Annotated in this window: 24 protein-coding genes; 14 read left to right on the top strand and 10 right to left on the bottom strand. The window is 72.2% G+C overall.

Annotated elements, in window-relative coordinates; all coding sequences use genetic code 11:
• Window positions 1-7: 7 nt before the first annotated feature.
• Both ACF3NS_RS06020 and ACF3NS_RS06015 read right to left on the bottom strand, forming a co-directional pair.
• Entirely contained in the window at window positions 8-1,378 is a 1,371-nt protein-coding gene (locus ACF3NS_RS06020) for a 3-oxoacyl-ACP reductase (RefSeq protein WP_392468526.1), read from the bottom strand.
• Between the two features lies 1 nt (window position 1,379).
• Window positions 1,380-2,657, bottom strand: a complete 1,278-nt coding sequence (locus tag ACF3NS_RS06015) for an acetyl-CoA C-acetyltransferase (protein ID WP_288797491.1) — start codon at window positions 2,655-2,657, stop codon at window positions 1,380-1,382.
• A gap of 93 nt (window positions 2,658-2,750) precedes the next feature.
• Between ACF3NS_RS06015 and ACF3NS_RS06010 the strand changes: the two genes are divergently transcribed.
• From ACF3NS_RS06010 to ACF3NS_RS05985, 6 genes are all read left to right on the top strand, one after another.
• Window positions 2,751-3,404 (top strand): TetR/AcrR family transcriptional regulator, encoded by a 654-nt coding sequence (locus tag ACF3NS_RS06010; protein ID WP_154593788.1) that lies wholly within the window; start codon window positions 2,751-2,753, stop codon window positions 3,402-3,404.
• 205 nt (window positions 3,405-3,609) lie between these two features.
• A complete protein-coding gene (locus tag ACF3NS_RS06005; RefSeq protein WP_392468524.1) occupies window positions 3,610-4,113 on the top strand; it encodes a methylated-DNA--[protein]-cysteine S-methyltransferase in 504 nt (167 codons plus the stop codon).
• 17 nt (window positions 4,114-4,130) lie between these two features.
• Window positions 4,131-4,625: an RNA polymerase sigma factor gene (locus ACF3NS_RS06000; RefSeq protein WP_392468521.1), complete on the top strand. Its 495-nt coding sequence runs from the start codon at window positions 4,131-4,133 to the stop codon at window positions 4,623-4,625.
• Window positions 4,618-5,241, top strand: a complete 624-nt coding sequence (locus ACF3NS_RS05995) for a methylated-DNA--[protein]-cysteine S-methyltransferase (RefSeq protein ID WP_154593791.1) — start codon at window positions 4,618-4,620, stop codon at window positions 5,239-5,241. The genes ACF3NS_RS06000 and ACF3NS_RS05995 overlap by 8 nt, the downstream gene beginning before the upstream one ends.
• 9 nt (window positions 5,242-5,250) lie before the next feature.
• Complete coding sequence (locus ACF3NS_RS05990; RefSeq protein ID WP_392468518.1) at window positions 5,251-5,841, top strand: DNA-3-methyladenine glycosylase I; 591 nt, start codon at window positions 5,251-5,253, stop codon at window positions 5,839-5,841.
• Between the two features lie 54 nt (window positions 5,842-5,895).
• The gene (locus tag ACF3NS_RS05985; RefSeq protein ID WP_154593793.1) at window positions 5,896-6,309 is read left to right on the top strand and encodes a MerR family transcriptional regulator; all 414 of its coding nucleotides are present in this window, start codon (window positions 5,896-5,898) and stop codon (window positions 6,307-6,309) included.
• Between the two features lie 24 nt (window positions 6,310-6,333).
• Here ACF3NS_RS05985 and ACF3NS_RS05980 read toward each other — a convergent pair whose 3' ends face one another.
• The 4 genes from ACF3NS_RS05980 to gdhA all read right to left on the bottom strand — a co-directional run bounded on the left by ACF3NS_RS05980 (window position 6,334) and on the right by gdhA (window position 10,663).
• Window positions 6,334-7,002 (bottom strand): serine O-acetyltransferase, encoded by a 669-nt coding sequence (locus ACF3NS_RS05980; protein ID WP_288797489.1) that lies wholly within the window; start codon window positions 7,000-7,002, stop codon window positions 6,334-6,336.
• 181 nt (window positions 7,003-7,183) lie between these two features.
• The gene (locus ACF3NS_RS05975; RefSeq protein ID WP_195849214.1) at window positions 7,184-9,055 is read right to left on the bottom strand and encodes a long-chain fatty acid--CoA ligase; all 1,872 of its coding nucleotides are present in this window, start codon (window positions 9,053-9,055) and stop codon (window positions 7,184-7,186) included.
• Between the two features lie 5 nt (window positions 9,056-9,060).
• Complete coding sequence (locus ACF3NS_RS05970; RefSeq protein WP_195849215.1) at window positions 9,061-9,216, bottom strand: hypothetical protein; 156 nt, start codon at window positions 9,214-9,216, stop codon at window positions 9,061-9,063.
• Between the two features lie 94 nt (window positions 9,217-9,310).
• Window positions 9,311-10,663 (bottom strand): NADP-specific glutamate dehydrogenase, encoded by a 1,353-nt coding sequence (gene gdhA, locus ACF3NS_RS05965; protein ID WP_154593796.1) that lies wholly within the window; start codon window positions 10,661-10,663, stop codon window positions 9,311-9,313.
• A gap of 53 nt (window positions 10,664-10,716) precedes the next feature.
• Between gdhA and ACF3NS_RS05960 the strand changes: the two genes are divergently transcribed.
• Together ACF3NS_RS05960 and ACF3NS_RS05955 are read left to right on the top strand one after the other, a co-directional pair.
• Window positions 10,717-10,839 carry a hypothetical protein gene (locus ACF3NS_RS05960; protein ID WP_283809796.1) on the top strand — a complete coding sequence of 41 codons (123 nt, stop codon included), beginning with the start codon at window positions 10,717-10,719 and terminating at the stop codon, window positions 10,837-10,839.
• Window positions 10,840-11,050: 211 nt separating this feature from the next.
• A protein-coding gene (locus ACF3NS_RS05955) for an IS3 family transposase (RefSeq protein WP_392467658.1) occupies window positions 11,051-12,255 on the top strand; the annotation gives its coding sequence in 2 pieces (ribosomal slippage) (window positions 11,051-11,303 and window positions 11,303-12,255; 1,206 coding nt in all).
• 89 nt (window positions 12,256-12,344) lie between these two features.
• Here ACF3NS_RS05955 and ACF3NS_RS05950 read toward each other — a convergent pair.
• A complete protein-coding gene (locus tag ACF3NS_RS05950) occupies window positions 12,345-13,547 on the bottom strand; it encodes an MFS transporter (RefSeq protein WP_392468513.1) in 1,203 nt (400 codons plus the stop codon).
• 119 nt (window positions 13,548-13,666) lie between these two features.
• Between ACF3NS_RS05950 and ACF3NS_RS05945 the strand changes: the two genes are divergently transcribed.
• Together ACF3NS_RS05945 and ACF3NS_RS05940 are read left to right on the top strand one after the other, a co-directional pair.
• Entirely contained in the window at window positions 13,667-15,367 is a 1,701-nt protein-coding gene (locus ACF3NS_RS05945; protein ID WP_392468511.1) for a sodium:solute symporter family protein, read from the top strand.
• 10 nt (window positions 15,368-15,377) lie between these two features.
• Window positions 15,378-15,686 carry a hypothetical protein gene (locus ACF3NS_RS05940; protein ID WP_154593799.1) on the top strand — a complete coding sequence of 103 codons (309 nt, stop codon included), beginning with the start codon at window positions 15,378-15,380 and terminating at the stop codon, window positions 15,684-15,686.
• Between the two features lie 91 nt (window positions 15,687-15,777).
• On the opposite strand, the gene nagA is transcribed toward ACF3NS_RS05940, so the two are convergent.
• The 3 genes from nagA to ACF3NS_RS05925 are packed head-to-tail and all read right to left on the bottom strand — an operon-like array spanning window position 15,778 to window position 18,952.
• The gene (gene nagA, locus ACF3NS_RS05935; protein ID WP_392468508.1) at window positions 15,778-16,920 is read right to left on the bottom strand and encodes an N-acetylglucosamine-6-phosphate deacetylase; all 1,143 of its coding nucleotides are present in this window, start codon (window positions 16,918-16,920) and stop codon (window positions 15,778-15,780) included.
• The gene (locus tag ACF3NS_RS05930; RefSeq protein WP_392468506.1) at window positions 16,917-18,176 is read right to left on the bottom strand and encodes a PTS transporter subunit EIIC; all 1,260 of its coding nucleotides are present in this window, start codon (window positions 18,174-18,176) and stop codon (window positions 16,917-16,919) included. The genes nagA and ACF3NS_RS05930 overlap by 4 nt, the downstream gene beginning before the upstream one ends.
• Window positions 18,177-18,220: 44 nt before the next feature.
• Window positions 18,221-18,952, bottom strand: a complete 732-nt coding sequence (locus ACF3NS_RS05925) for a GntR family transcriptional regulator (RefSeq protein WP_392468503.1) — start codon at window positions 18,950-18,952, stop codon at window positions 18,221-18,223.
• Between the two features lie 154 nt (window positions 18,953-19,106).
• Here ACF3NS_RS05925 and ACF3NS_RS05920 point away from each other — a divergent pair, with 154 nt between their 5' ends.
• From ACF3NS_RS05920 to ACF3NS_RS05905, 4 genes are read left to right on the top strand one after another with little or no spacing between them, the layout of a single operon-like run.
• Window positions 19,107-20,186, top strand: a complete 1,080-nt coding sequence (locus tag ACF3NS_RS05920; protein WP_392468500.1) for an SIS domain-containing protein — start codon at window positions 19,107-19,109, stop codon at window positions 20,184-20,186.
• A 34-nt stretch (window positions 20,187-20,220) separates the two neighbouring features.
• Window positions 20,221-20,451, top strand: coding sequence for a glucose PTS transporter subunit EIIB (locus ACF3NS_RS05915; RefSeq protein WP_154593804.1), 231 nt, complete (start codon window positions 20,221-20,223; stop codon window positions 20,449-20,451).
• Entirely contained in the window at window positions 20,448-20,906 is a 459-nt protein-coding gene (locus tag ACF3NS_RS05910; protein WP_392468498.1) for a PTS glucose transporter subunit IIA, read from the top strand. The genes ACF3NS_RS05915 and ACF3NS_RS05910 overlap by 4 nt, the downstream gene beginning before the upstream one ends.
• Entirely contained in the window at window positions 20,894-21,541 is a 648-nt protein-coding gene (locus ACF3NS_RS05905; RefSeq protein WP_392468495.1) for an HAD family hydrolase, read from the top strand. The genes ACF3NS_RS05910 and ACF3NS_RS05905 overlap by 13 nt, the downstream gene beginning before the upstream one ends.
• Window positions 21,542-21,568 lie beyond the last annotated feature (27 nt).

Genomic DNA, 21,568 nt, shown 5'->3' with positions numbered 1-21,568 from the left:
CCTGCGCTCACGCCCCGATCATGTTCTGCCCGCACACCCGGATGACCTGGCCGTTGACCCCCGCCGAGGCCGGCTGGACGAGCCAGGCGATCGTGTCGGCGACGTCGACCGGCAGACCGCCCTGCTGCAGGGAGGACAGTCGCCGGGCCGCCTCACGCGTGGCGAACGGCATCTTGCCGGTCATCTCGGTCTCGATCAGGCCGGGGGCGACGCCGTTGATGGTGATGCCGCGCTCCGCGAGCTGCGGGGCGAGGGCGCCCACGAGCCCGATGATCGCGGCCTTGGTGGCCGAGTAGTTGGTCTGGCCGCGGTTGCCCGCGAAGCCCGACTGGCTGGACAGGCACACCAGGCGGCCGCCCTCGCCGAGACCGTCGGGGCCGAGGAGGGTCTCGTTCATCTGCACGATCGAGGCGAGGTTGACGGCCATGACGCTGTCCCAACGGGACTCGTCCATGTTGACGAAGAGCTTGTCGCGGGTGATGCCGGCGTTGTGCACCACGATGTCGAGGCCGCCGTGACGCGTGCGGGCGTGGTCGAGGATGCGTCGGCCGGCGTCCTCGGCGGTGACGTCGAGCTGGAGCGCGGTGCCGCCCACCTCGTTGGCCACGCGCGCCAGGGCCTCGCCGGCCGCGGGCACGTCGACGCACACGACCGTGGCGCCGTCGCGGTGCAGGGTGCGGGCGATGGCCGCACCGATCCCGCGAGCGGCGCCCGTCACGACGGCGACCCGGCCGTCGAGGGGGCGGTCGACCGACGGGTTGGCCTGCGCCGCAGCGTCGCTCACCCGGACCGGCTGGCCGTCGACGAAGGCCGACCGGCCCGAGAGGAAGAAGCGCACGGCCTCGCCGACGTTGGCCTCGGCCTGCTGCGAGACGCCCTCGCGGGTGCCGCCCTCGCGGACCGGCCCGAGGACGAGGTTGGCCGTCGCGCCCGCTCGGAGCTCCTTGCCCAGGGATCGGGTGAACCCGTCGAGCGCGCGCTGGGTCGCCACCTGCACGGGGTCCGTGAGCTGGGTGGGGTCGGTGCCGAGGACGACGACGCGCGCGTTGCGGGCGAGCCGCTTGACGGCCGGCGCCCCCAGCTCGGGCAGCGCCGCGAGGTCGGAGGGCCGACGCGCGTCCGACAGGTCGAGCACGATGCCACCGAGGCGGCCCTCACCCAGCTCGTCGAGCGAGCCCACCACGGAGACAGCGGCGTTGGTGAGCAGGGAGCGCACGCTCGCGGCATACGAGCCCGTCCCGGCCACGAGCACCGGTGACTCGCAGAGGATCTGGCCCGGCTCGTAGCGCCGCAGGCGCACCGGGGCGGGCAGCCCCAGCCGCTGGGCGACATTCTTGCCGAAGGGGGTGTTGACGAAGTCGGAGTACTGGTCGGTCACCTCAGGCCTCCACGATCGCGACGACGCCCTGGCCACCGGCCGCGCAGATGGAGATCAGGCCGCGGCCCGAGCCCCGCTCGTGCAGCATCTTGGCCAGGCTGGCGAGGATGCGGCCACCGGTGGCCGCGAAGGGGTGGCCCGCCGCGAGGGACGAGCCGTTGACGTTGAGCTTGGCGCGGTCGATCGAGCCGAGCGGGGCGTCCAGGCCGAGCCGCTCGCGGCAGAAGTCCTCGTCCTCCCACGCCGCGAGGGTCGACAGCACCGTCGAGGCGAAGGCCTCGTGGATCTCGTAGAAGTCGAAGTCCTGCAGGCTCAGGCCGTTCCGCGCGAGCAGGCGGGGCACGGCATACGCCGGCGCCATCAGCAGGCCCTCGTCGCCGTGGACGTAGTCGACGGCCGCCGTCTCGCCGTCGACGAACCAGGCGAGAGGCTCGAGGTGGTGCTCGCGCGCCCACTCCTCGCTCGCGAGGAGCACGGTCGAGGCGCCGTCGGTGAGCGGGGTGGAGTTGCCCGCGGTCATCGTGGCGCCCTCACCCTTGCCGAAGACGGGCTTGAGCGTGGCGAGCTTGTCGACCGTGGAGTCGGGGCGCAGGTTGTTGTCCCTGGTGAGGCCCATGAACGGCGTCATCAGGTCGTCGAAGAAGCCACGGTCGTAGGCGGCGGCGAGGTTGCGATGCGAGGCGGCGGCCAGCTCGTCCTGCGCCTCGCGGGTGATGCCCCAGCGCTTGGCGGTCTGGGCCATGTGCTCGCCCATCGAGAGCCCGGTGCGTGGCTCGTCGTTCTGCGGGGCGACGGGCGCGAGGTGCTGGGGTCGCAGGCCGGCGACCGCCTTGGCGCGGGCCAGGGGGGTCTTGGCTCGCATCGCCGTGAGCAGGGTGCGGCGCAGGCCCTCGCTGATGACGATCGGGGCGTCCGAGGTGGTGTCGACGCCACCGGCGATGCCGACGTCGATCTGGCCGAGGGCGATCTTGTTGCTGACGAGGATCGCGGCCTCGAGGCCGGTGCCGCACGCCTGCTGCAGGTCATAGGCCGGGGTCTGCGCGGACAGCCGGGTGCCGAGCACGGACTCGCGGGTGAGGTTGAAGTCGCGCGAGTGCTTGATCACGGCCCCGGCGGCGACCTCGCCGAGCCGCTGCCCCGCGAGGCCGTAGCGGGCGACCAGCCCGTCGAGCGCGGCGGTGAGCATGTCCTGGTTGGAGGCCTTGGCGTAGGCGCCGTTGGACCGGGCGAAGGGGATGCGATTGCCGCCGAGGACGGCGACGCGACGGGTGGTCGTCATGGGTGCTCCTGTGCGAGACGGGTCGGACGCTCCCGCCAATCTAACCGATACCCTGAGTATCCGATACCTTGATCACCTGATAACTTCTGGCGTATGACGAGCGCCACTCCCGCCTCGGACGACGACGCCGGGCGCGCCGACGGACGAGTCGACGGGCGCGCCTCGCGCTGGGACGAGCACCGTCGCCAGCGTCGGGTCGAGCTCGTGGACCACACCGTCCGCGCCATCCGCAGGCACGGCGCCGGGGTCGGTCTCGACGACGTCGCGGCCCAGGCGGGGACCAGCAAGACCGTGATCTACCGGCACTTCGACGATCGGACGGGCCTGTACCGAGCGGTGGCGCAACGGGTAGAGGGGCAGATCGTGGGCCGGGTTCGCTCGTCACTCGACGCCGACGCCTCGCCGCGCGAGGTGCTGGAGTCCGTCATCGACGCCTACCTGCGCCTGGTGGAGCGCGACCCCGAGCTGTACCGCTTCGTCATACGACGTCCGCTGGTCGAGGGCCCCCTGGACGACGACCCGGTGCCCGGCATCACCAGCCAGGTGGCGGCCACCATCGCCGGTCTGCTCGACGACACGACCACCCCGGCGATCGCCCACGTGTGGGCTGTGGCCCTCGTCGGCTCGGTGCAGGCGTGCGCCGACGACTGGCTCGCCGCCGACCCCGCCGCCCGGATGACACGGGCCGAGCTCACGCACCAGCTCGCCGAGCTGGCCTGGCACGGCATCGCCCAGACCTATCGGTAGGCCTGTGCCAGGCTGGAGTGATGGCGGTGATCGAGCGGGGTGGTGACGTGCGCACCGGCCGGGCGATCGAGGTCGTCCTCCCCGACCCGCCCCAACACCCCCTGGCGCCGGTCTAGCACCCGGACCTCACACATCGGCAGGCTGCGGCGTCTACGGTGTGAGGCGGGGCACGAAGCCGCGCGACACACGAGTCCCGAGGAGCAGGATGCGTCGCCACACGATCATCGACAGCCCCGTCGGGCCGCTGACCGCGGTCGCCGACGGGGACGCGCTGATCGCGGTCTACTTCGAGGCGCACGGACGCCGGCCTGCCGTCACCGACCACGGTGCTCGCGTCGACGACGACCCGCTGCTGGCGCGCGTGAGCGCCCAGCTGGGCGAGTACTTCGCGGGCCGGCGCACGACCTTCGACCTGCCGCTGGCGCCGCCAGGCGATGCCTTCCAGCACCGCGTGTGGGCCCAGCTGCGCGAGATCCCGTATGGCGAGACGCGGTCCTACGGACAGCTCGCGCGGGCCCTCGGCCAGCCGGGCGCGGCCCAGGCGGTCGGCAACGCCAACGGCGCCAACCCGATCTCCGTCGTCGTCCCCTGCCACCGCGTCATCGGGTCCGACGGCTCCCTGACCGGCTACGCAGGGGGCCTGGAACGCAAGCGCTGGCTCCTCGCGCACGAGGAGCCGGCGGCCGACGTGACCGGTCGCCTCTTTTGAGCAGCAACGGATCTCGTATGCCGCGCACCGAGCCCTTCGAGGACGTGGTCACCGCGCACGGGGCCACCGTCCTGCGGGTGTGCCGCGCCGTGGTGGGGCCCGTCGATGCCGAGGACGCCTGGTCCGAGACCTTCCTCGCGGCCTTGCGCGCCTGGCCACGGCTGGACGCGGACGCCAATGTCGAGGCGTGGCTGGTCACGATCGCGCACCGCAAGGCCATCGACCTGGTGCGCAAGGACGCTCGCAGCACACCGACCGATCACCTCCCAGACCGTCCTGCACGCCAGGGCGACCCGCACGACCACGACCCCGACCTGTGGCGCGCGCTGGCCGGGCTCACCGACCGACAGCGGCAGGCCGTCGCCTACCACCACCTGGCCGGGCTGCCGCACGCCGAGGTCGCGGCGATCCTCGGCAGCACACCGGCCGCCGCGCGCCGGGCCTGCGCCGACGGCATCGCTGCGCTCCGCCGCACGTATCCCCTGCTCGCCGAGGAGGACCCGCATGACTGACCTCGCCGCCCTCGACCACGTCGACCCGTCGCACCTGGCTGCGCTGCGCGCCCGCCTCGCCGAACGCGCCCTCGCCGCAGGCGAGCTCGACCTGCGGCACCGGAGCGTGGACTCACCTCTCGGGCCCCTGCTCGTGGCTGCCACCCCCCGAGGGGTGGTCCGGGTCGCGTTCTCCCACGAGGGGTTCGACGAGGTCGTCGCCGACCTGGCCCGCCGCCTGTCGCCCCGTGTCCTGCCCGCGGGATCCACCCTCGACGACGTTGCGCGCGAGCTCGACGAGTTCTTCGCCGGACGCCGGGACGAGATCCGCGTGGCCACGGACCTGGTGCTGGCCCAGGGATTTCGGCGACAGGTCCTGGACCACCTGCGCGAGATCCCTTACGGGAGGACGGAGTCCTACGCCGCCGTCGCCACCTCCTGCGGCAACCCGCGCGCGGTGCGGGCCGTCGGGACGGCCTGCGCCACCAACCCCGTCCCCATCCTCGTGCCCTGCCACCGCGTCGTCCGCAGCGACGGCACGACCGGCGCCTATCGTGGTGGAGCCGCGGCCAAGCGGTGGCTGCTGGCAATGGAGTCCGCCGCGGTCACGCCGGCGGATCGGCATACCGGCACCTGAGGAGAGTCGTTGAGCGAGATCGTGATCGGCGAGGACGGCCTGGCGCGCCCACCGTGGGCGGCGACCGACCCTCTCCTGCGCGACTACTACGACACCGAGTGGGGGATGCCGGTCCGCGACGAGCGCGGGGTCTACGAGCGGCTGAGCCTGGAGGCCTTGCAGTCCGGCCTGTCCTGGGCGACGATCCTGCGCAAGCGACCGGCCTTCCGCGCCGCCTTCGCGGACTTCGACCCCGACGTCGTCGCGGCCTACGGCGAGCGCGACGTCGAGCGGCTGATGGGCGACGCCGGCATCGTCCGCAACCGCCGCAAGATCGAGGCGACCATCACCAACGCCCGCGCGACCGTGGCCCTGCGCCGCGAGGGCGGGCTGCCCGAGCTCGTCTGGTCCCACCGCCCCGCCGCGACCCCCGCGCCGAGGACCCTCGCCGAGATCCCGACCACGTCCCCGGAGTCGGTGGCGCTGTCGCGGGCGCTGAAGGCGCGCGGGTTCCGATTCGTGGGGCCGACGACGATGCACGCCCTGATGGAGGCCCTCGGCATCATCGACACCCACCTGGTCGACAGCCATCGCCGGGGATCGTCGGGGGTCTGGGCCTGACCGGGCTAGGATGCCTAGCCAGCCACCCTGCCCACCAGGCCCCCGGAGTCCTCGATGCTGACCTCGCCCGTGTCCGGGCCCGTCCCCGACCGCCCTCTGCACATCGGGGACGTCGCCGACCTGACGGGGCTGAGCCTGCGGTCCATCCGGCACTACGAGGACCTGGGGCTCGTGACGCCCCGCGGCCGCACCAACGGCGGCTTCCGCATCTATGGCGCCGAGGCCGTCGAGCGGCTGCGGCTCGTGATGGACCTCAAGATCATCGGGCTGCCTCTCGAGCGGATCCGTCCGATCGTCGACGCCTGCCTGGCGCTGGAGAACGGCGAAGGCACGGTCCACGACGTGGCGACCGTCGACGAGTGCCGCTCGGACGTCACGACAGCGATGGCCGAGATCGAGCAGCGGTTGTCGGCGGCCAAGCACCTGGGGCAACGGCTGGGACAGGCCACCGCCCGCGCGAGGGTCTGATCGGTCCCGCGCGAGGGCCCGGGATCAGGAGGCGCGCGGCGTCGCCGCGAGCCGGTCGGGCCCGCTCACGACACCCTTGGGGAGCACGGCCTTGCCCCCGGCGGGCACGTCCTCGGTGACCACGGCGTTGGCGCCCACCCGGGCACCGGCACCCACCGCGACGGGCCCGACGACCACGGCACCAGCGCCCAGAGAGACGCCCTCGCCGATGGTCGGCACGTTGTGCGCCTGGTCGTCGACGTCGTCGCGGTGCAGGCCGATCGTGACGTTCTGCCGCAGCGTGACGTCGTCACCGATCACCGCGTCGCGGTGCACGACGATGCCGCCCTGGTGAGCGACCCGGATGCGACGGCCCAGGCTCACCTCGGCCGGGATCTCGATGCCGTAGACGGACCGGGCAACCCACTGCCCCGCACGAGCGGCGCGACCCACAGGTCCCCGCGCCCATCGCGGGGCCTCACCGGAGGCTGCCCAGCGGGCCAGACGCTGCGACGCGACGGCCTGGAATCCCGGCGACGAGATGCCGTCGTTGCGCTGGCGGTCCTCGCGCAGGATGTCGACGATCGGGTGGCGCCGGGCGAGCCACTCGACCCAGCGGCGCTCGGCAGGGACGCGGGCATCGCAAGAGGTGGGCTGGGCGGGCTCGGGCTGAGGCGCGTCCCACGGGGGCCGGAAGGCGTTGGACCGGGTCACGGCTGTGGCTCCTTGGCGAAGGTCGGCGAGCTCGGCGATGACGTCAACCCTACCCTTACGTGAGGGTAGGGTAGGCGTCGGCGCGAAATGTGCAGACATCTCTCAGGTTGGCAGCGCCAGACGGTGGGCGGCGATCACCCTGCGGCATACGACATGGCCGTGCGTGTCGGCCTGTGGACGGTCAGCCGCGGCGGTAGAGCCCGTCGATCTCGTCGGCGAACTGCGAGGTCACCGCGCCGCGACGGAGCTTCATGGTGGGGGTGAGGTGCCCTCCCTCCTCGGTCAGCTCGGCCGGGAGGATCGTGAACCGGGCGATCCGCTCGGCGTGCGACACCGTCGCGTTCGCGTCGTCCACCGCGCGCTGCAGCTCGGCCCGCAGGGCGGCGTCGTCCACCAGCTCGGTCACGGGGGTCGCCGGGCGGCCCTGCTCGGCGAGCCACTCGCCCACCGCCTCCTCGTCCAGGGTGATCAGCGCCCCGATCGCCGGACGTGCGTCGCCGACGACGACGGCCTGGGACACGAGGCGGTGCGCGCGGATCACGTCCTCGAGCGGGGCGGGCGAGACGTTCTTGCCCGAGTCGGTGACGATGATCTCCTTGGCCCGGCCGGTGATGTGGACGTAGCCGTCGGCGTCGATGCGCGCCAGGTCGCCGGTGCGGAACCACCCGTCCTCGTCGAGGACCTCCGCGGTGGCCTCGGGGTTGCCCCAGTAGCCGCGGAAGACGTGGCGGCCCCGGACCAGCAGCTCACCCTTGGCGTCGACCCGGGCGTCATACGTCGGCAGCGGCCGCCCTACCGACCCGATGCGCATCTGCGCCGCGGTGTTGACGGTGGCCGCCCCCGTCGTCTCGGTGAGGCCGTAGCCCTCGAGGACCGTGATGCCGATGCCGTGGAAGTAGTGGCCGAGCCGCTCCCCCAGGGGCGCCCCCCCGCTCACGACATAGCGCACCTGGCCGCCGAAGAGCTCGCGGATCCTGGCATAGACGAGCCGGTCGAAGACCGCGTGCTGCGCCGCCAGGAGCGGCCCCACCCGGCCGCCCTGGCGGGCCTTGCTCCACCGGATGGCGGTGGTGGTCGCGGCGTCGAAGATGCGGCCCTTGCCGTCCTTGGCGGCCTTGCGCTGCGCGCCGTCGTAGATGCGTTCGAAGATGCGCGGCACCGCCACCGTGAAGGTCGGGCGGAGCGTCGCCAGGTCGAGCGTCACGCGGCCGGGGTCGCTGTGGCCGACGGTGGTGCCGTCGAGCAGGAAGGCGACCTCCATGAGTCGTCCCAGGACGTGCGCCATGGGCAGGAAGAACAGGCAGCAGGCGTCCTCCGGGTCGAACAGCTCGGGCAGCTGCCCCACGGCCAGCTCGGCCTCCCGCAGGAGGTTGTCGTGCGTCAGCTCGCAGCCCTTGGGTCGCCCCGTGGTGCCGGAGGTGTAGATCAGGGTGGCCAGGTCGTCGCGGGTCAGTGCCTCGCGGCGCCGGTCGAGCTCGGCGTCGTCGACCTCGCCGGCCCGGGTGACGAGGACGTCCAGGCTGGTCGCGCCGTCGATGTCATCGGCGTCGTCGCGGTCGCGGATGTCGTCGATGCTCCAGCGGTGGACGAGGACCGGCAGCCGGGACGCGATCTGCTCGACCATCGCGACCCCGTCGCGCCCCTCGACGACGACGCCGACCGCGCCGGAGTCCTCGAGGATCCACTCCAGCTGCGAGGCCGACGAGGAGTCGTAGACCGCGACCGGGATCGCGCCCGCGGTCCACAGCGCCAGGTCGACGAGCATCCACTCGTAGCGGGTGCGGCTCATCAGCGCGACGCGGTCTCCCGGCTGCACCCCGGCCGCGACGAAACCCTTGGCCAGCTGCGCGATCTCGGAGGCGAGCTGAGTGGCGGTGACGGGGTGCCAGTCCTTGCCCCGACGCCGGCGCGCCACGACCTTGGTGGGGGTGCGGCGGGCCACCTCGGGCGCGACGGCGGCGAGGTTGGCGGGCGGGGAGGCCTGCCACCAGCGGCGGGACGATGACGTGGAGGAGGGAGAGCCGGCGGGGCGGGCGGTGCTGCGGGAGGTCACGGCGCCTACCGTACCGGCTGGTCCCCGACCTGGCAGGGCTGCGGGAGGGTGGTGATGGACCGGGCCTGGAGGCACCACACCTCGCGGCGGCCGGCCACGGCGCCGAGGGCCCACTCGACGTCGACGAGCAGCTGGACCAGAGCCGCCAGCACGTTGTCCACCCCCGCGACCGGCAGGAGGGGGCGACCGGCCGGGTGGCGACGACGGGCAGGTCGGTGGGCCCGTAGGAAAGCCCAGGAAGGGACGCCCCCTTCGTCAGATGACGCCGAGCGAGAGCATGGCGTCGGCCACCTTGACGAAGCCCGCGATGTTTGCGCCCTTGACGAAGTCGCCGGGCACGCCATACTCCTCGGCCGTCATCGCGCAGGTGCCGAAGACGCCCGACATGATCTCCCGCAGCCGCTCCTCGGTGTGCTCGAAGGTCCACGAGTCGCGTGAGGCGTTCTGCTGCATCTCGAGCGCGGACACGGCGACGCCGCCGCAGTTGGACGCCTTGCCGGGTGCGAAGAGCACCCCGGCCTGCTGCAGGGCGTCGGTCGCGTCGGGGGTGGTGGGCATGTTGGCGCCCTCCGCCACGACCCGGCAGCCGTTCCTGATCAGGGCCCGGGCGCCGGCGACCGGCAGCTCGTTCTGCGTCGCGCAGGGCAGGGCCACGTCGCACGGGACGTCCCAGATGGAACCGTCGGCGACGTGGCGAGCCGACGACCGGTTCTCGGCATACGCGCTGATCCGCTCGCGGCGGACCTCCTTCAGGTCCTTCATGACGTCGATGTCGATGCCGTCCTCGTCGACGACGTAGCCGCCCGAGTCGCTCATCGCCACGACCGTGCCCCCGAGCTGCTCGACCTTCTGCGCCGCGTAGATCGCGACGTTGCCGGAGCCCGAGACCACGACCCGCATGCCGTCGAACCCGCTCTTGCGCATCGCCAGCATCTCCTCGGCGAAGAACACGGTGCCGTAGCCGGTGGCCTCCGTGCGGGTCTGCGCCCCACCCCAGGTCAGGCCCTTGCCGGTCAGCACGCCGGCCTCGTAGCGGTTGGTGATGCGCTTGTACTGCCCGAAGAGGTAGCCGATCTCGCGGCCGCCGACGCCGATGTCGCCCGCCGGCACGTCGGTGTACTCCCCGATGTGGCGGTAGAGCTCGGTCATGAAGGCCTGGCAGAAGCGCATGACCTCGCCGTCCGACTTGCCCTTGGGGTCGAAGTCGGAGCCGCCCTTGCCGCCACCGATGGGCAGCCCGGTCAGGGAGTTCTTGAAGACCTGCTCGAAGCCGAGGAACTTGACGATGCCGAGGTAGACGCTGGGGTGGAAGCGCAGCCCGCCCTTGTAAGGCCCGAGCGCGGAGTTGAACTCGACGCGGAAGCCCCGGTTGACCTGCACGCGGCCCTGGTCGTCGACCCACGGCACGCGAAAGATGATCTGCCGCTCGGGCTCGGCCAGACGCTCCAGGATGCTGGCGTCGACGTAGTCGGGGCGGCGCTCCAGCACGGGCCCCAGGCTGACGAGCACCTCGTCCACTGCCTGGTGGAACTCCACCTCCCCCGGGTTGCGGCGCAGAATCGTCTCGCGGACGGTCTCGAGGCGCGGGGGCAGCTGGGGCGAGGTCATCGTGGGTCCCTCCCTGTGGTCAGGTGTCCGTGCAATCCTATGTGCTCGACCGTATGACGAACCAGGCGACGTCACGTCAGGACGCAGACCCGCGCGACGCCCCGCGCCGGGGCGAGCACGGCGTCGGGCACCTGCACGCGATCTGCTCCCTCGCTCATGCCCCCATCCTCCCCTGACTCTGCCCACCGTCTGGTTGCCGTAGATCGGGGCTACCTCACCGCTCTCGCCAGACGGCGCGCGGGCATCGTGACGCGCGCCGAGCTCCGCGCAGCAGTGCCACGAGCCACGGGTCGTCGACATCTCGGACCGATGATCTGAGGTTGCCCCCGTTCGACGGACACCCTGACTGGCCCGGCTCTGAGTAGCTGGGCGGGAGAGGATGCCTTCATGGGTGCCAAGAGGAAGAGTTTCACCCCGCAGTACCGCCGTGATGCCGCTCATCTGGTGATCGACTCCGGCCGCACGATCGCGGCGGTCGCCTCAGAGATCGGGATCGGTGAGCAGCTGCTGGGTCGGTGGGTCGCCAGGGAGCGTGCACGGATGGATGAGCCGCCGCCGGCGGGCGATATCAATGAGCGGGCCGAGCTGGAACGCTTGCGCGCGGAGAACGCTCAGCTGCGGATGGATCGGGAGTTCCTGAAAAAAGCAGCGGCCTTCTTCGTGGCGGAGAACGCGTCGAACCAGACGTCGCGTTCGCAGTGATCCACGCGGAGAAGGCCTGCACCGAAGGTCCTCGATCCACGATCGAGGACATGTGTCACCTGCTCGAGGTGTCCCGGTCGGGGTATTACGACTGGGTCGCGCGGCAGGGGGCCGGGCCGGGCCCGCGCGAGCAGCGGTTGCTCGACCTGGCCGACAAGGTCCTGACCGCTCATGAGGACTCTGATGGGGTGTACGGCTCGCCCCGGATCACCGCTGAGTTGCGTCAGGCCGGTCAGGTCGTGTCCCGTAAGACGGTCGCGAAAGTGATGCGCGCCAAGGGGATTGAGGGCATCAGTCCCCGCTCGTGGCATCCGGTGACCACGATCGTGGACCCGTCCGCGCACTCGATTCCGGATCTGGTTGAGCGCCGCTTCGACCAAGGAGAGCTGAACACGGTGTGGACCTCGGACATCACCTACCTGGCCACTGGTGAGGGCTGGCTGTACTTGTGCGCGGTGCGTGACGGCTGCTCGCGCCGGGTGATTGGGTACGCGTTCAGCGACAGCCTGCACACCGACGTCGTCGAGGACGCCTTGCGTCGCGCGGCCACCTTCCGTGAGGGCGACACGACCGGGGTCATCTTCCACGCCGACCGCGGCTGCCAGTACACCTCGGACCAGCTGGACCGTGCCGCCCGCGACCTGAAGGTGCGTCTGTCCGTGGGGCGCACGGGAGTCTGTTGGGACAACGCCCAGCAGGAGAGCTTTTGGTCAACGCTCAAGACCGAGCACTACAACCGCTACGAATTCGCCACCCGGGCCGCGGCGATCCGCAGCGTCACCGAATGGATCGAGACCGTGTACAACCGCCGTCGACGCCACAGCGCGCTCGGCAACATCAGCCCGGTAGCCTTCGAGCGCGGGTTCAACGCGGCGGCAGAAGCCGCTTAAGCCGGTGTCCGTCGAACGGGGTCAACCCCAGATCGGGGGTGAGGGTGCGGGTGGGGGTGAGGTGCGGGTGGGGGCGAGGTGCGGGTGGGTCAGGTGGTGGTAGGGGCGGTCTCGGGGGCGCGCAGCCACGGCACCACCGCGAACAGCGTGATCAGCCCCGACAGCGCGAACGCCGAGCCGTAGCCGACGTGGTCGACGATCACGCCGGCCAGCACGGGCCCCACGATCATGCCCGCGTCCTGCACCATCTGGAAGGTCGCGAGCGCCTCGCCCGCCGAGCGTTCGTTGCCCACGACGTCGGCCACGGCGGCCTGCTGCGCGGGGTTGAACAGCCCCGCCCCGGCCCCCGCCAGCAGCGACACGACGAACAGCAGCCACAGGGACCCGGTGACCCCGACGACCATCGTGAAGACGCCGTTGACCACGAGCCCGGCGATCACCAGAGGGCGGCGACCCCGCAGGTCCGCCATCCGGCCGGAGACGGTGAGGGCGCAGGCGTTGCCGGCGGCGAACACCGCGAGCGCGAGCCCCGCGACCGCAGGGGAGGTGCCGAGCGCGGCGACGGCAAAGAGGGGCAGGATCGCCACGCGCATGCCGAAGTTCGACCAGCCGTTGGCGAAACCGGCCCCCAGGACGGCGCGGTAGGTCGGGTGGGCCCAGGCCTCGCGCACGGTCGTCGGCGGCAGCGGGACCGAGCCGGGGGCCGGCCGCAACGACGCGCCGGACAGGAACACCGCGACGACGGCCGACGCGATGACGAGGGTGACGGCATACACGACGAAGGGCACGCGATAGCCGAGACCGGCCAGGGTGCCGCCGACGACCGGGCCGAGGATGTTGCCCGTGAGGAAGGCCGAGGCGTAGGCCGACGAGACCCGCCCGCGCAGGCTCGGTGGCGCGAGCCGCACGATCAGCGCGGCCGCCGAGACGGTGAACATGGTGGACCCGATGCCCCCGAGCGCACGAAAGACCAGCAGCTGCCAGTAGGAACCGGCGAAGGCGCAGGCCCCCGTCGAGACCGCCACGACGAGCAGACCGAGCAGGTAGACGGGGCGTTCACCGAGCCGACCGATGAGGCGCCCGCCGACCGGCGCGAAGACCAGCCGCATCAGCGCGAACGAGCTGACGACGACCGACGACGCCGTCACCCCGACGTCGAAGGACCGCGCGTAGGCGGGCAGCACAGGGGCGATGAGGCCGAAGCCGAGCGCGATGACGAGGGCCGCCGCGACCAGGACCCAGATCTCACGAGGGATGCGCTCCTCTGCGGGCGACGGCGCGAGCGATGACATGGCCCGCCCAGTATGACGGTTCGGCCACAGTGCGAGGACCACGAGGGGCCCGGTAGGTGGTCGTCCCGTGGCGGGCGTAGGGTCCCGCCATACCTTTCCACCGACGCAAGGGTGGTCCCATGACTGCACTCGTTCCAGCGGCGGCCATCGCCGCCAAGGACACCTTGATCGACGCGACCTGGGTCGACTACCTCCTGATCGCGCTGTACTTCCTGTTCGTCCTGGGCATCGGGTTCGCCGCCCGCCGCCAGGTCTCCAGCTCCATCGACTTCTTCCTGTCCGGCCGGTCCCTCCCCGCGTGGGTCACCGGGCTCGCGTTCATCTCGGCCAACCTCGGTGCCGTCGAGATCATGGGCATGAGCGCCACCGGTGCCGAGATGGGCATGCCGACCTTCCACTACTTCTGGATCGGCGCCATCCCGGCGATGCTCTTCCTCGGCGTCGTGATGATGCCGTTCTACTACGGCTCCAAGGTGCGGTCGGTGCCGGAGTTCATGCTCCGTCGCTTCGGCCCGGGCGCTCACCTGGTCAACGCGATCTCGTTCGCGCTGGCGCAGCTGCTGATCGCCGGCGTCAACCTGCTGCTGCTCGCCCGCATCGTCGAGGCGCTGCTCGGCTGGCCGCAGTGGGTGTCGCTGATCGTCGCCGCCGTGATCGTGCTGTCCTACATCACCTTCGGTGGCCTCTCGGCCGCGATCTACAACGAGGTGCTGCAGTTCTTCGTCATCGTGGCGGCGCTGCTGCCGCTGACACTGATCGGTCTGCACCGCGTCGGCGGCTGGGGCGGGTTCACCGAGCGGGTCACGGCCTCGCCCGGTGGCGCCGAGCAGCTGTCGTCCTGGCCGGGCCAGGCGCTGTCGGGCTTCGACAGCCCGATCCTGTCGGTCGTCGGCATCATCTTCGGCCTCGGGTTCGTGCTGTCCTTCGGCTACTGGACGACCAACTTCGTCGAGGTGCAGCGGGCGATGGCGTCCAACTCCATCACCGCGGCCCGCAAGACGCCGATCATCGGCGCCTTCCCCAAGATGTTCATCCCGTTCATCGTGATCCTGCCCGGCATGGTGGCGGCGGTCCTGGTCGGCGAGATCAAGACGCTCAAGGGCGGCGGCGACACGACCGCGACCTACAACGACGCTCTGCTCCTGCTGATGCGCGACGTGCTGCCCAACGGTCTGCTAGGCCTCGCGATCGCGGGTCTGCTGGCGGCGTTCATGGCCGGCATGGCCGCCAACATCTCGGCCTTCAACACGGTGTTCAGCTACGACCTGTGGCAGGAGTACGTCGTCAAGGACAAGCCTGACGAGTACTACCTGCGCGTCGGCCGCCTGGCCACCGTTGCCGCCACCATCGTCGCGGTGTTCACGGCCAGCATCGCCGGGCAGTTCGGCAACGTCATGGAGTACCTCCAGACGTTGTTCGGCTTCTTCAACGCCCCGCTGTTCGCGACCTTCATCCTCGGCATGTTCTGGCGGCGGATGACGGCGACCGCCGGCTGGGCGGGCCTGGTGGCCGGCACCGTCTCGGCCATCGGCCTGTGGTACGCCTCGAAGTTCGGTGGTGCGTTCGACATGGCGGGGCAGGGCCTGGCCTTCCTCGCCGCCTCCACGGCCTTCGTCGTCGACATCGTCGTCAGCGTCGTGGTCTCCCTCATGACCAAGCCCAAGCCGCGCGAGTCGCTGCTCGGCCTGGTCTACTCCGAGACGCCGAAGGAGCACCTGACCGACGCGGACGCGGCCGCCCTGCCGCTGCTCGCCCGGCCGGTGCCGCTGGCCGGCCTGGCTCTCGTCCTCGTCATCATCCTCAACACGATCTTCGCCTGAGGAGGCACCGATGAGCACCAGCTCCTCCGCCGCGCAGCCCGCCGACGACAGCCCGGGAACGGGTCGGCACAAGGCGGGCGCGTTCGACATCCGCAACTTCATCGGCTACCTGCTCGGCCTCTACGGCCTGGTCCTCACCCTGATGGGACTGTTCGGGGACAAGGAGCTCGACAAGACCGGTGGCGTCAACGCCAACCTGTGGACCGGCGTCGCCCTGCTGGTCGTCGCCTGCGGCTTCATGGCGTGGGCGCGCCTGCGGCCGATCGTGGTCCCGGACCACAGCGACACCGAGGGGATGGATCGCCCGGTGGGTCACTGAGCTCGGGATCCGTCCGGACCGAGGTCCCGCCCGTATGCCGAGGGGCCGGTCGCCGCATCGCGGTGACCGGCCCCTTCGCGCGGGCCGCGACCTAGCTCAGGCGGATCCCGGCGCGGACCACCGCGGCGACCTGCAGGTCACCGTCGAGGGCGACCAGGTCGGCGCGCCGGCCGGGCTCGAGCGTGCCGCGGTCGTCCAGCCCGAGCACCCGGGCGGGGTTGGTGGTGGCGGCGGCCAGCGCGACCTCCAGCGGGACGTCGGCGACCTGAACGGCGAAGCGGACGGCGCGGTCCAGCGTGAGCGTGCTCCCCGCGATGGCGCCGTTGGTGACGAGCCGCGCCACGCCGTCGGTCACCTCGACGCCGAGCGGGCCGAGCAGGTAGTGACCGTCCGGCGCCCCCGCCGCCGCCATCGCGTCGGTGACGAGCATGAGCCGCTCGGGGCAGGTGTCGGCGGCGTGGCGCACCATCGCCGGGTGGACGTGGATGCCGTCGCAGAGCACCTCGACGGCGACGCGCGGGTCCGTCAGCGACGCGCCGATGATGCCGGGCTCGCGGTGGTGCAGCGGCCGCATCGCGTTGAACAGGTGCGTCGCCACCGTCGCCCCCGCGTCCACCGCCTCGAGGGCGAGGTCGTAGGTCGCGTCCGAGTGGCCGATCGCCGCCACCACGCCGTGCTCGACGGCGGTGCGGACCGCCTCGATCCCGCCCTCGAGCTCGGGCGCCAGGGTGACCATCCGCACGGTCCCGGGATGCGTGCCGAGCAGCCGACCGAGGTCGGCGCGGGTCGGCGGCACCAGCTTGTCCGGGTCGTGCGCGCCCTTGTGGCAGCGGCTCAGCCAAGGCCCCTCGAGGTGCACTCCCGCCAGCTCGCCGTCCGTCACCAGCGGCGCGAGCACCCCCACCAGCCGGGCGAGCTCGTCGACGGTGTCGGTGACCAGGCTCGCCATCATCGTGGTGGTGCCGCGGGCGCGGTGGGTGGCGATCACCCGGCGGGCGGCCTCGACCGTGCCGTCGGTGTAGGCCGCTCCCCCACCTCCGTGGCTGTGCGCGTCGACGAAGCCGGGCGCGAGGAGCACGTCCCCGAGGTCCAGCCGCTCCTCGGCGTCCGGCCCGGCCCCGGGTGCGGGCGGTTCGGCATACGACACCTCGACGATCGTGTCGCCCTGGACGCGGACCCACCCGGGGCCGGTGATGCCCCGGGTGGTGAGCAGCCGCTGCGCGGTGAGGATCATCGGCGGGCGTCGGCGTCGAGCACGGCGCTCTCCTCGCCCTCGTCCTCGCGGCCGGGCGTCTTGAGGTTCCACCTGCGGATGACGAACCGGAAGAGGACGTAGTAGAGCGCGGCGTAGGCCAGGCCGATGGGGACGAGCAGCCATGGGTTGGTGGCGATGCCCAGGTTGAGCGCGAAGTCGATGGCGCCGGCCGAGAAGCCGAACCCGTCCTTGATGCCCAGGGCGTTGACCAGCGCCAGCGAGGTGCCGGTCAGGACGGCGTGGATGACGTAGAGCGGCCAGGCGACGAACATGAACGCGAACTCCAGCGGCTCGGTGACGCCGGTGAGGAAGGCGGTCAGCGCCGCGGACAGCATGATGCCGCCGGTGACCTTCTTGGCGGCCGGCTTGGCCTCCTGCCAGATGGCGATCGCCGCGGCAGGCAGGGCGAACATCATGATCGGGAAGAAGCCGGTCATGAAGGCGCCGGCTGTCCTGTCGCCGGCCAGGAAGCGGGCGATGTCGCCGTGGACGACCTTGCCGGACGCGGCGGTGTAGTCGCCGAGGATGAACCACGGCACGGAGTTGAGGATGTGGTGCAGGCCGAGGGGGATCAGCAGCCGGTTGAGCGTGCCGTAGACGAAGCCGCCGAGGATGGTGTTCTGGGCGACCCACTCGCCGACGGAGGTGAGGCCGGCGTTGAAGGCCGGGTAGAGGAAGGCGGTGGCCACGGCGAGCAGCAGCGCGGCGAAGGCCGTCACGATCGGCACGAACCGGCGACCGCCGAAGAAGGCCAGGTAGGGCGGCAGCGAGATGCGGTAGTAGCGCTGCCACAGCCACCCGGCGAGCAGGCCGATGATGATCCCGCCGAGCACGCCGTAGTTGATCAGGGCGGGCTTGGCGCCGGCCGCGGTCGGCTGCTGGAGGACCATCAGGGACATGGCGTCGCCGACGCCCTTGAAGACGAGGTAGCCGATGACGGCGGCCAGGGCGGTGGAGCCGTCGGCCTTCTTGGCCCAGCCGATGGCCACGCCGACGGCGAAGATCAGGGGCAGGTTGTCGAAGAGCGCGCCGCCGGCGGCCGCGATGACCGGGGCGACCTGGGTCCAGCCGGCGCCGTCGGCACCGAGCATGTCCGGCTGACCGAGGCGCAGCAGGATGGCTGCCGCGGGAAGCGCGGCGATCGGCAGCATGAGGCTGCGGCCGAGCTTCTGGGCGGCGGCCAGGCCCTTGCGCTCGCGGGGCGCCGACGCCGTCGTCGTGCTGGTGGTGCTCATCGGGCGTTCCTCTCGGGGGTGCGGGGTGGTGCTGCGCGACGGCATCAGGGCGCCATCGTGCGGTCGAGCGACATGTGCAGCTGGTAGCGGTCTCCGCGGTACCAGCTGCGCACGCGCTCGATCGGCCGGCCCCGGGAGCGGGAGGTCCGGTCGAAGATCATGACGGGGGAGCCGGCGCAGACCCCCAGGTGGCGGGCGACGGACTGGGCCTGGTCGGCCCACGCGGTCTGCTCGGCCTCGTCGACGGTGAGCGCGTAGTCGCGGGCCAGCACGTCGTAGAGCGAGCCGGTGAGGTCGCGCTGGTCGAGCCCGGGGAGCAGGTCGGCGGGGTACCAGGCTCGCTCGTAGGCCATCGGCTCGTCGTCGGCGAGCCGGACCCGTCGGACCAGCCAGGCCGGCGCTCCCACCTCGAGACGCAGGTCCGCGGCCCCCTGGCCGGGCAGCTGCTCGAGGCTGATGCCGACCAGGCGCGTGGACGGGGTGAGGCCCCGGCGCCGCATGTCCTGCGTGAACGACGCGAGGTGCAGGTGGGACTGCACGCGCGGCCGGGCCACGAAGGTGCCCTTGCCCTGGATGCGGTGCAGGACGCCGTCGGCGATGAGTCCCTCGATGGCCCGGCGCACTGTGGCCCGGCTGACGTCGTAGGCCGCCATGAGCTCGCGCTCGGAGTGGATCGCCTCGTCGGGGCCGAGGGTGCGGACCTGCCGGGCGAGGGCCTCGCGCAGCTGGACGTGCTTGGGGACGGGGCCGTCGGCGAGCGGGGTGCGCGGTGGCATCAGGGTCCTCTCGTCCGGACGTCCGTGGGGAGCGTCGTCGCTGCTGGGGTAAAACTGGTCCGTACCAGTACGGACCTGTAGGATCCACCTGGTAGCCATCACTGTCAACGCACCCGCCCACGTCGATGCCGACTCGTGACTCGAAGGAGACGTCATGACCGAGAGCCAGATGCTGCGCGAGATCCACGAGCAGCCCGCCGCCGCCACTCGCACCATCGAGGCGCTCACGCCTCTCCGTCCGCAGATCGCCGCGCTCGCCGAGGGGCGACGGCACGTCCTGTTCGCGGCGCGCGGCTCCAGCGACAACGCCGGCCTCTACGGCCGGTACCTGCTCGAGACGTATGCCGGACGCCCCGCCGCGATGCTGGCACCGAGCGTGTTCACGCACTACCACGCCGCCGTCGACCTGTCCGACACGCTCGTGGTCACCATCAGCCAGTCCGGGGGCACCCAGGAGCTGGTCGAGACGCAGGCGCTGGTCCGCGAGCAGGGCGCGGCGACGGTCGCCGTCACCAACGTGGGCGACTCCCCGCTGGCGGCCGAGGCCGACCTCGCCCTCGTCACCCAGGCCGGTCCCGAGCTCGCCGTGCCCGCGACCAAGACCTACCTCGGCCAGACCATCGCCATGGCCGTCCTGGCCACGACCCTGGCGCCCGACGAGGGTGCGCGGGTCGCGCTGGACGGCGAGCTCGCCGAGCTGCCCGGCCGCATCGCGCAGGTCATCGAGGCCGGCACCGGCGTCGACGAGGCCGCCTGCGCGCTGGCCGAGGCCATGGGCCCGACCATCGTCACGGGGCGCGGCCTGCTGCTGGGCACCGCGCTCGAGACGGCGCTCAAGATCGAGGAGACCTGCCTGCGCCCGGTGCGCGGCTACTCCTACGCCGACCTGCGGCACGGGCCCATCGCGGTCGTCCGTCCCGGCGCGGTGGCCGTGCTCGTGGCCGCGAAGGACGGCCCGCTCACGGCGGCGATGACCGAGCTGGCCGGGTCGCTCGCCGAGCGCGGCGCCACCGTCGTCGGTGTCGGTGGTGACGAGGACTTCGTGCGCGCCTGCGGGTTGCACGTGCCGGCACCCGCCGCACCTGAGACGCTGTCCCCCATCGGCACCATCGTCCCGGCCCAGCTCGTCGTCGAACGCCTCGCCGCACGGCTGGACCTGGACCCGGACAACCCGCGCGGGCTCGCCAAGGTCACCCAGACCGACGCCGGCTCGCCTGCCTCCGAGACCCGCTGAGAGCCCAGCCCAGCCCGAAAGGACCGACCCTGACATGAGCAAGGCCGAGCACATCCTCGCCGCCCTCGGCGGCGCCGCCAACATCGTCGAGATCGAGCCGTGCATCACGCGCCTGCGCACGGAGGTCAAGGACGCCTCCGTCGTCGACCAGGCCGCCCTCAAGGCCGCCGGCGCGCACGGCGTGGTCGTCGCCGGCACGGTCGTGCAGGTCGTCGTCGGCCCCGAGGCCGACAACCTCGCCGAGGACATCGAGGACCTGCTGTGACGGACGTCCTCAGCCCGGCGGCCGGGACGATCCGACCGCTGTCCGAGGTCCCCGACCCCGTCTTCGCCGCCGAGATGGTGGGCCCCGGCCTGGCCGTCGACCCCACCCGCGAGCCGCAGACGGCCGTCGCACCGATCACCGGCACGATCGCCAAGCTCCACCCGCACGCCTTCGCCATCGCCGGCGACGGCGACGGCGACATTGCCGTGCTCGTCCACCTGGGCATCGACACCGTCCAGCTCGGCGGCGAGGGCTTCGAGGTCGTCGCGACCGAGGGCACCCACGTCGAGGCGGGTGACGTCGTGGTCCGCTGGGACCCCGCCACCGTCGAGGCCGGCGACCGCTCCCCCATCGTCATGGTGTGCGTCCTGGACCAGCCGGCCGGTGCCGTGCCCGCAGACCGGGCCGGCGAGCAGGTCGCCGTCGGGCAGAGGCTGCTGACGTGGCCGGCCTGAGGCCTCCCGCCGCGCTGCTGCTCGACCTCGACGGCACCCTCGTCGACTCCGAGCCCGTGCACCGCGAGACCTACCGGCGGTTCTTCGGCGCCCGCGGGTGGGAGCACGACGACGCCCTGCTGGCGCAGTTCACCGGGCGTCGTCCGGACGACGTCTTCGCCGGCACCCCGGGGCCGTGGTCCGGCGAGGACCCGACCGCGCTCCTTCACGAGGTCGCCTCGCACCACCCCCACGACCTGCTCCCCGAGCCGGTCGAGGGCGCCCGCGAGCTGGTCGACGACGCCTGCTCGCGGGGGATCCCGTGCGTGCTCGTCACCTCGGCCGACCGCCGCTGGGCCCGCACCGCGCTCGAGATCCTCGGCGGCGCGGGGCGGTTCGCGGCGATGGTGACCCGCGAGGACGTCACCGAGGGCAAGCCGGCTCCCGACGGCTACCTGCTCGTCATACGCACCCTCGGGGTCCGGCCCGAGGACTGCCTGGTCGCCGAGGACACCCCCGCGGGCGTCCGCGCGGGTCGGTCCGCCGGCGCCGGGACCGTCGTCGGCGTGACCACGAGCTTCTCCGCGGACGAGCTCCGCGCGGCGGGTGCCGACCTCGTGCTCCCCGACCTGCACGGCCTGGTCACGACGCGCTGATCGACGCGGGGACGACGAAGGGCCCGC

Source organism: Arsenicicoccus cauae, from assembly GCF_043162025.1.
In the GTDB taxonomy this organism is placed as follows: Bacteria; Actinomycetota; Actinomycetes; order Actinomycetales; family Dermatophilaceae; genus Arsenicicoccus; species Arsenicicoccus cauae.
Note: the sequence above shows the minus strand (reverse complement) of the source record. Positions and strands in the feature narration are given on the sequence as shown.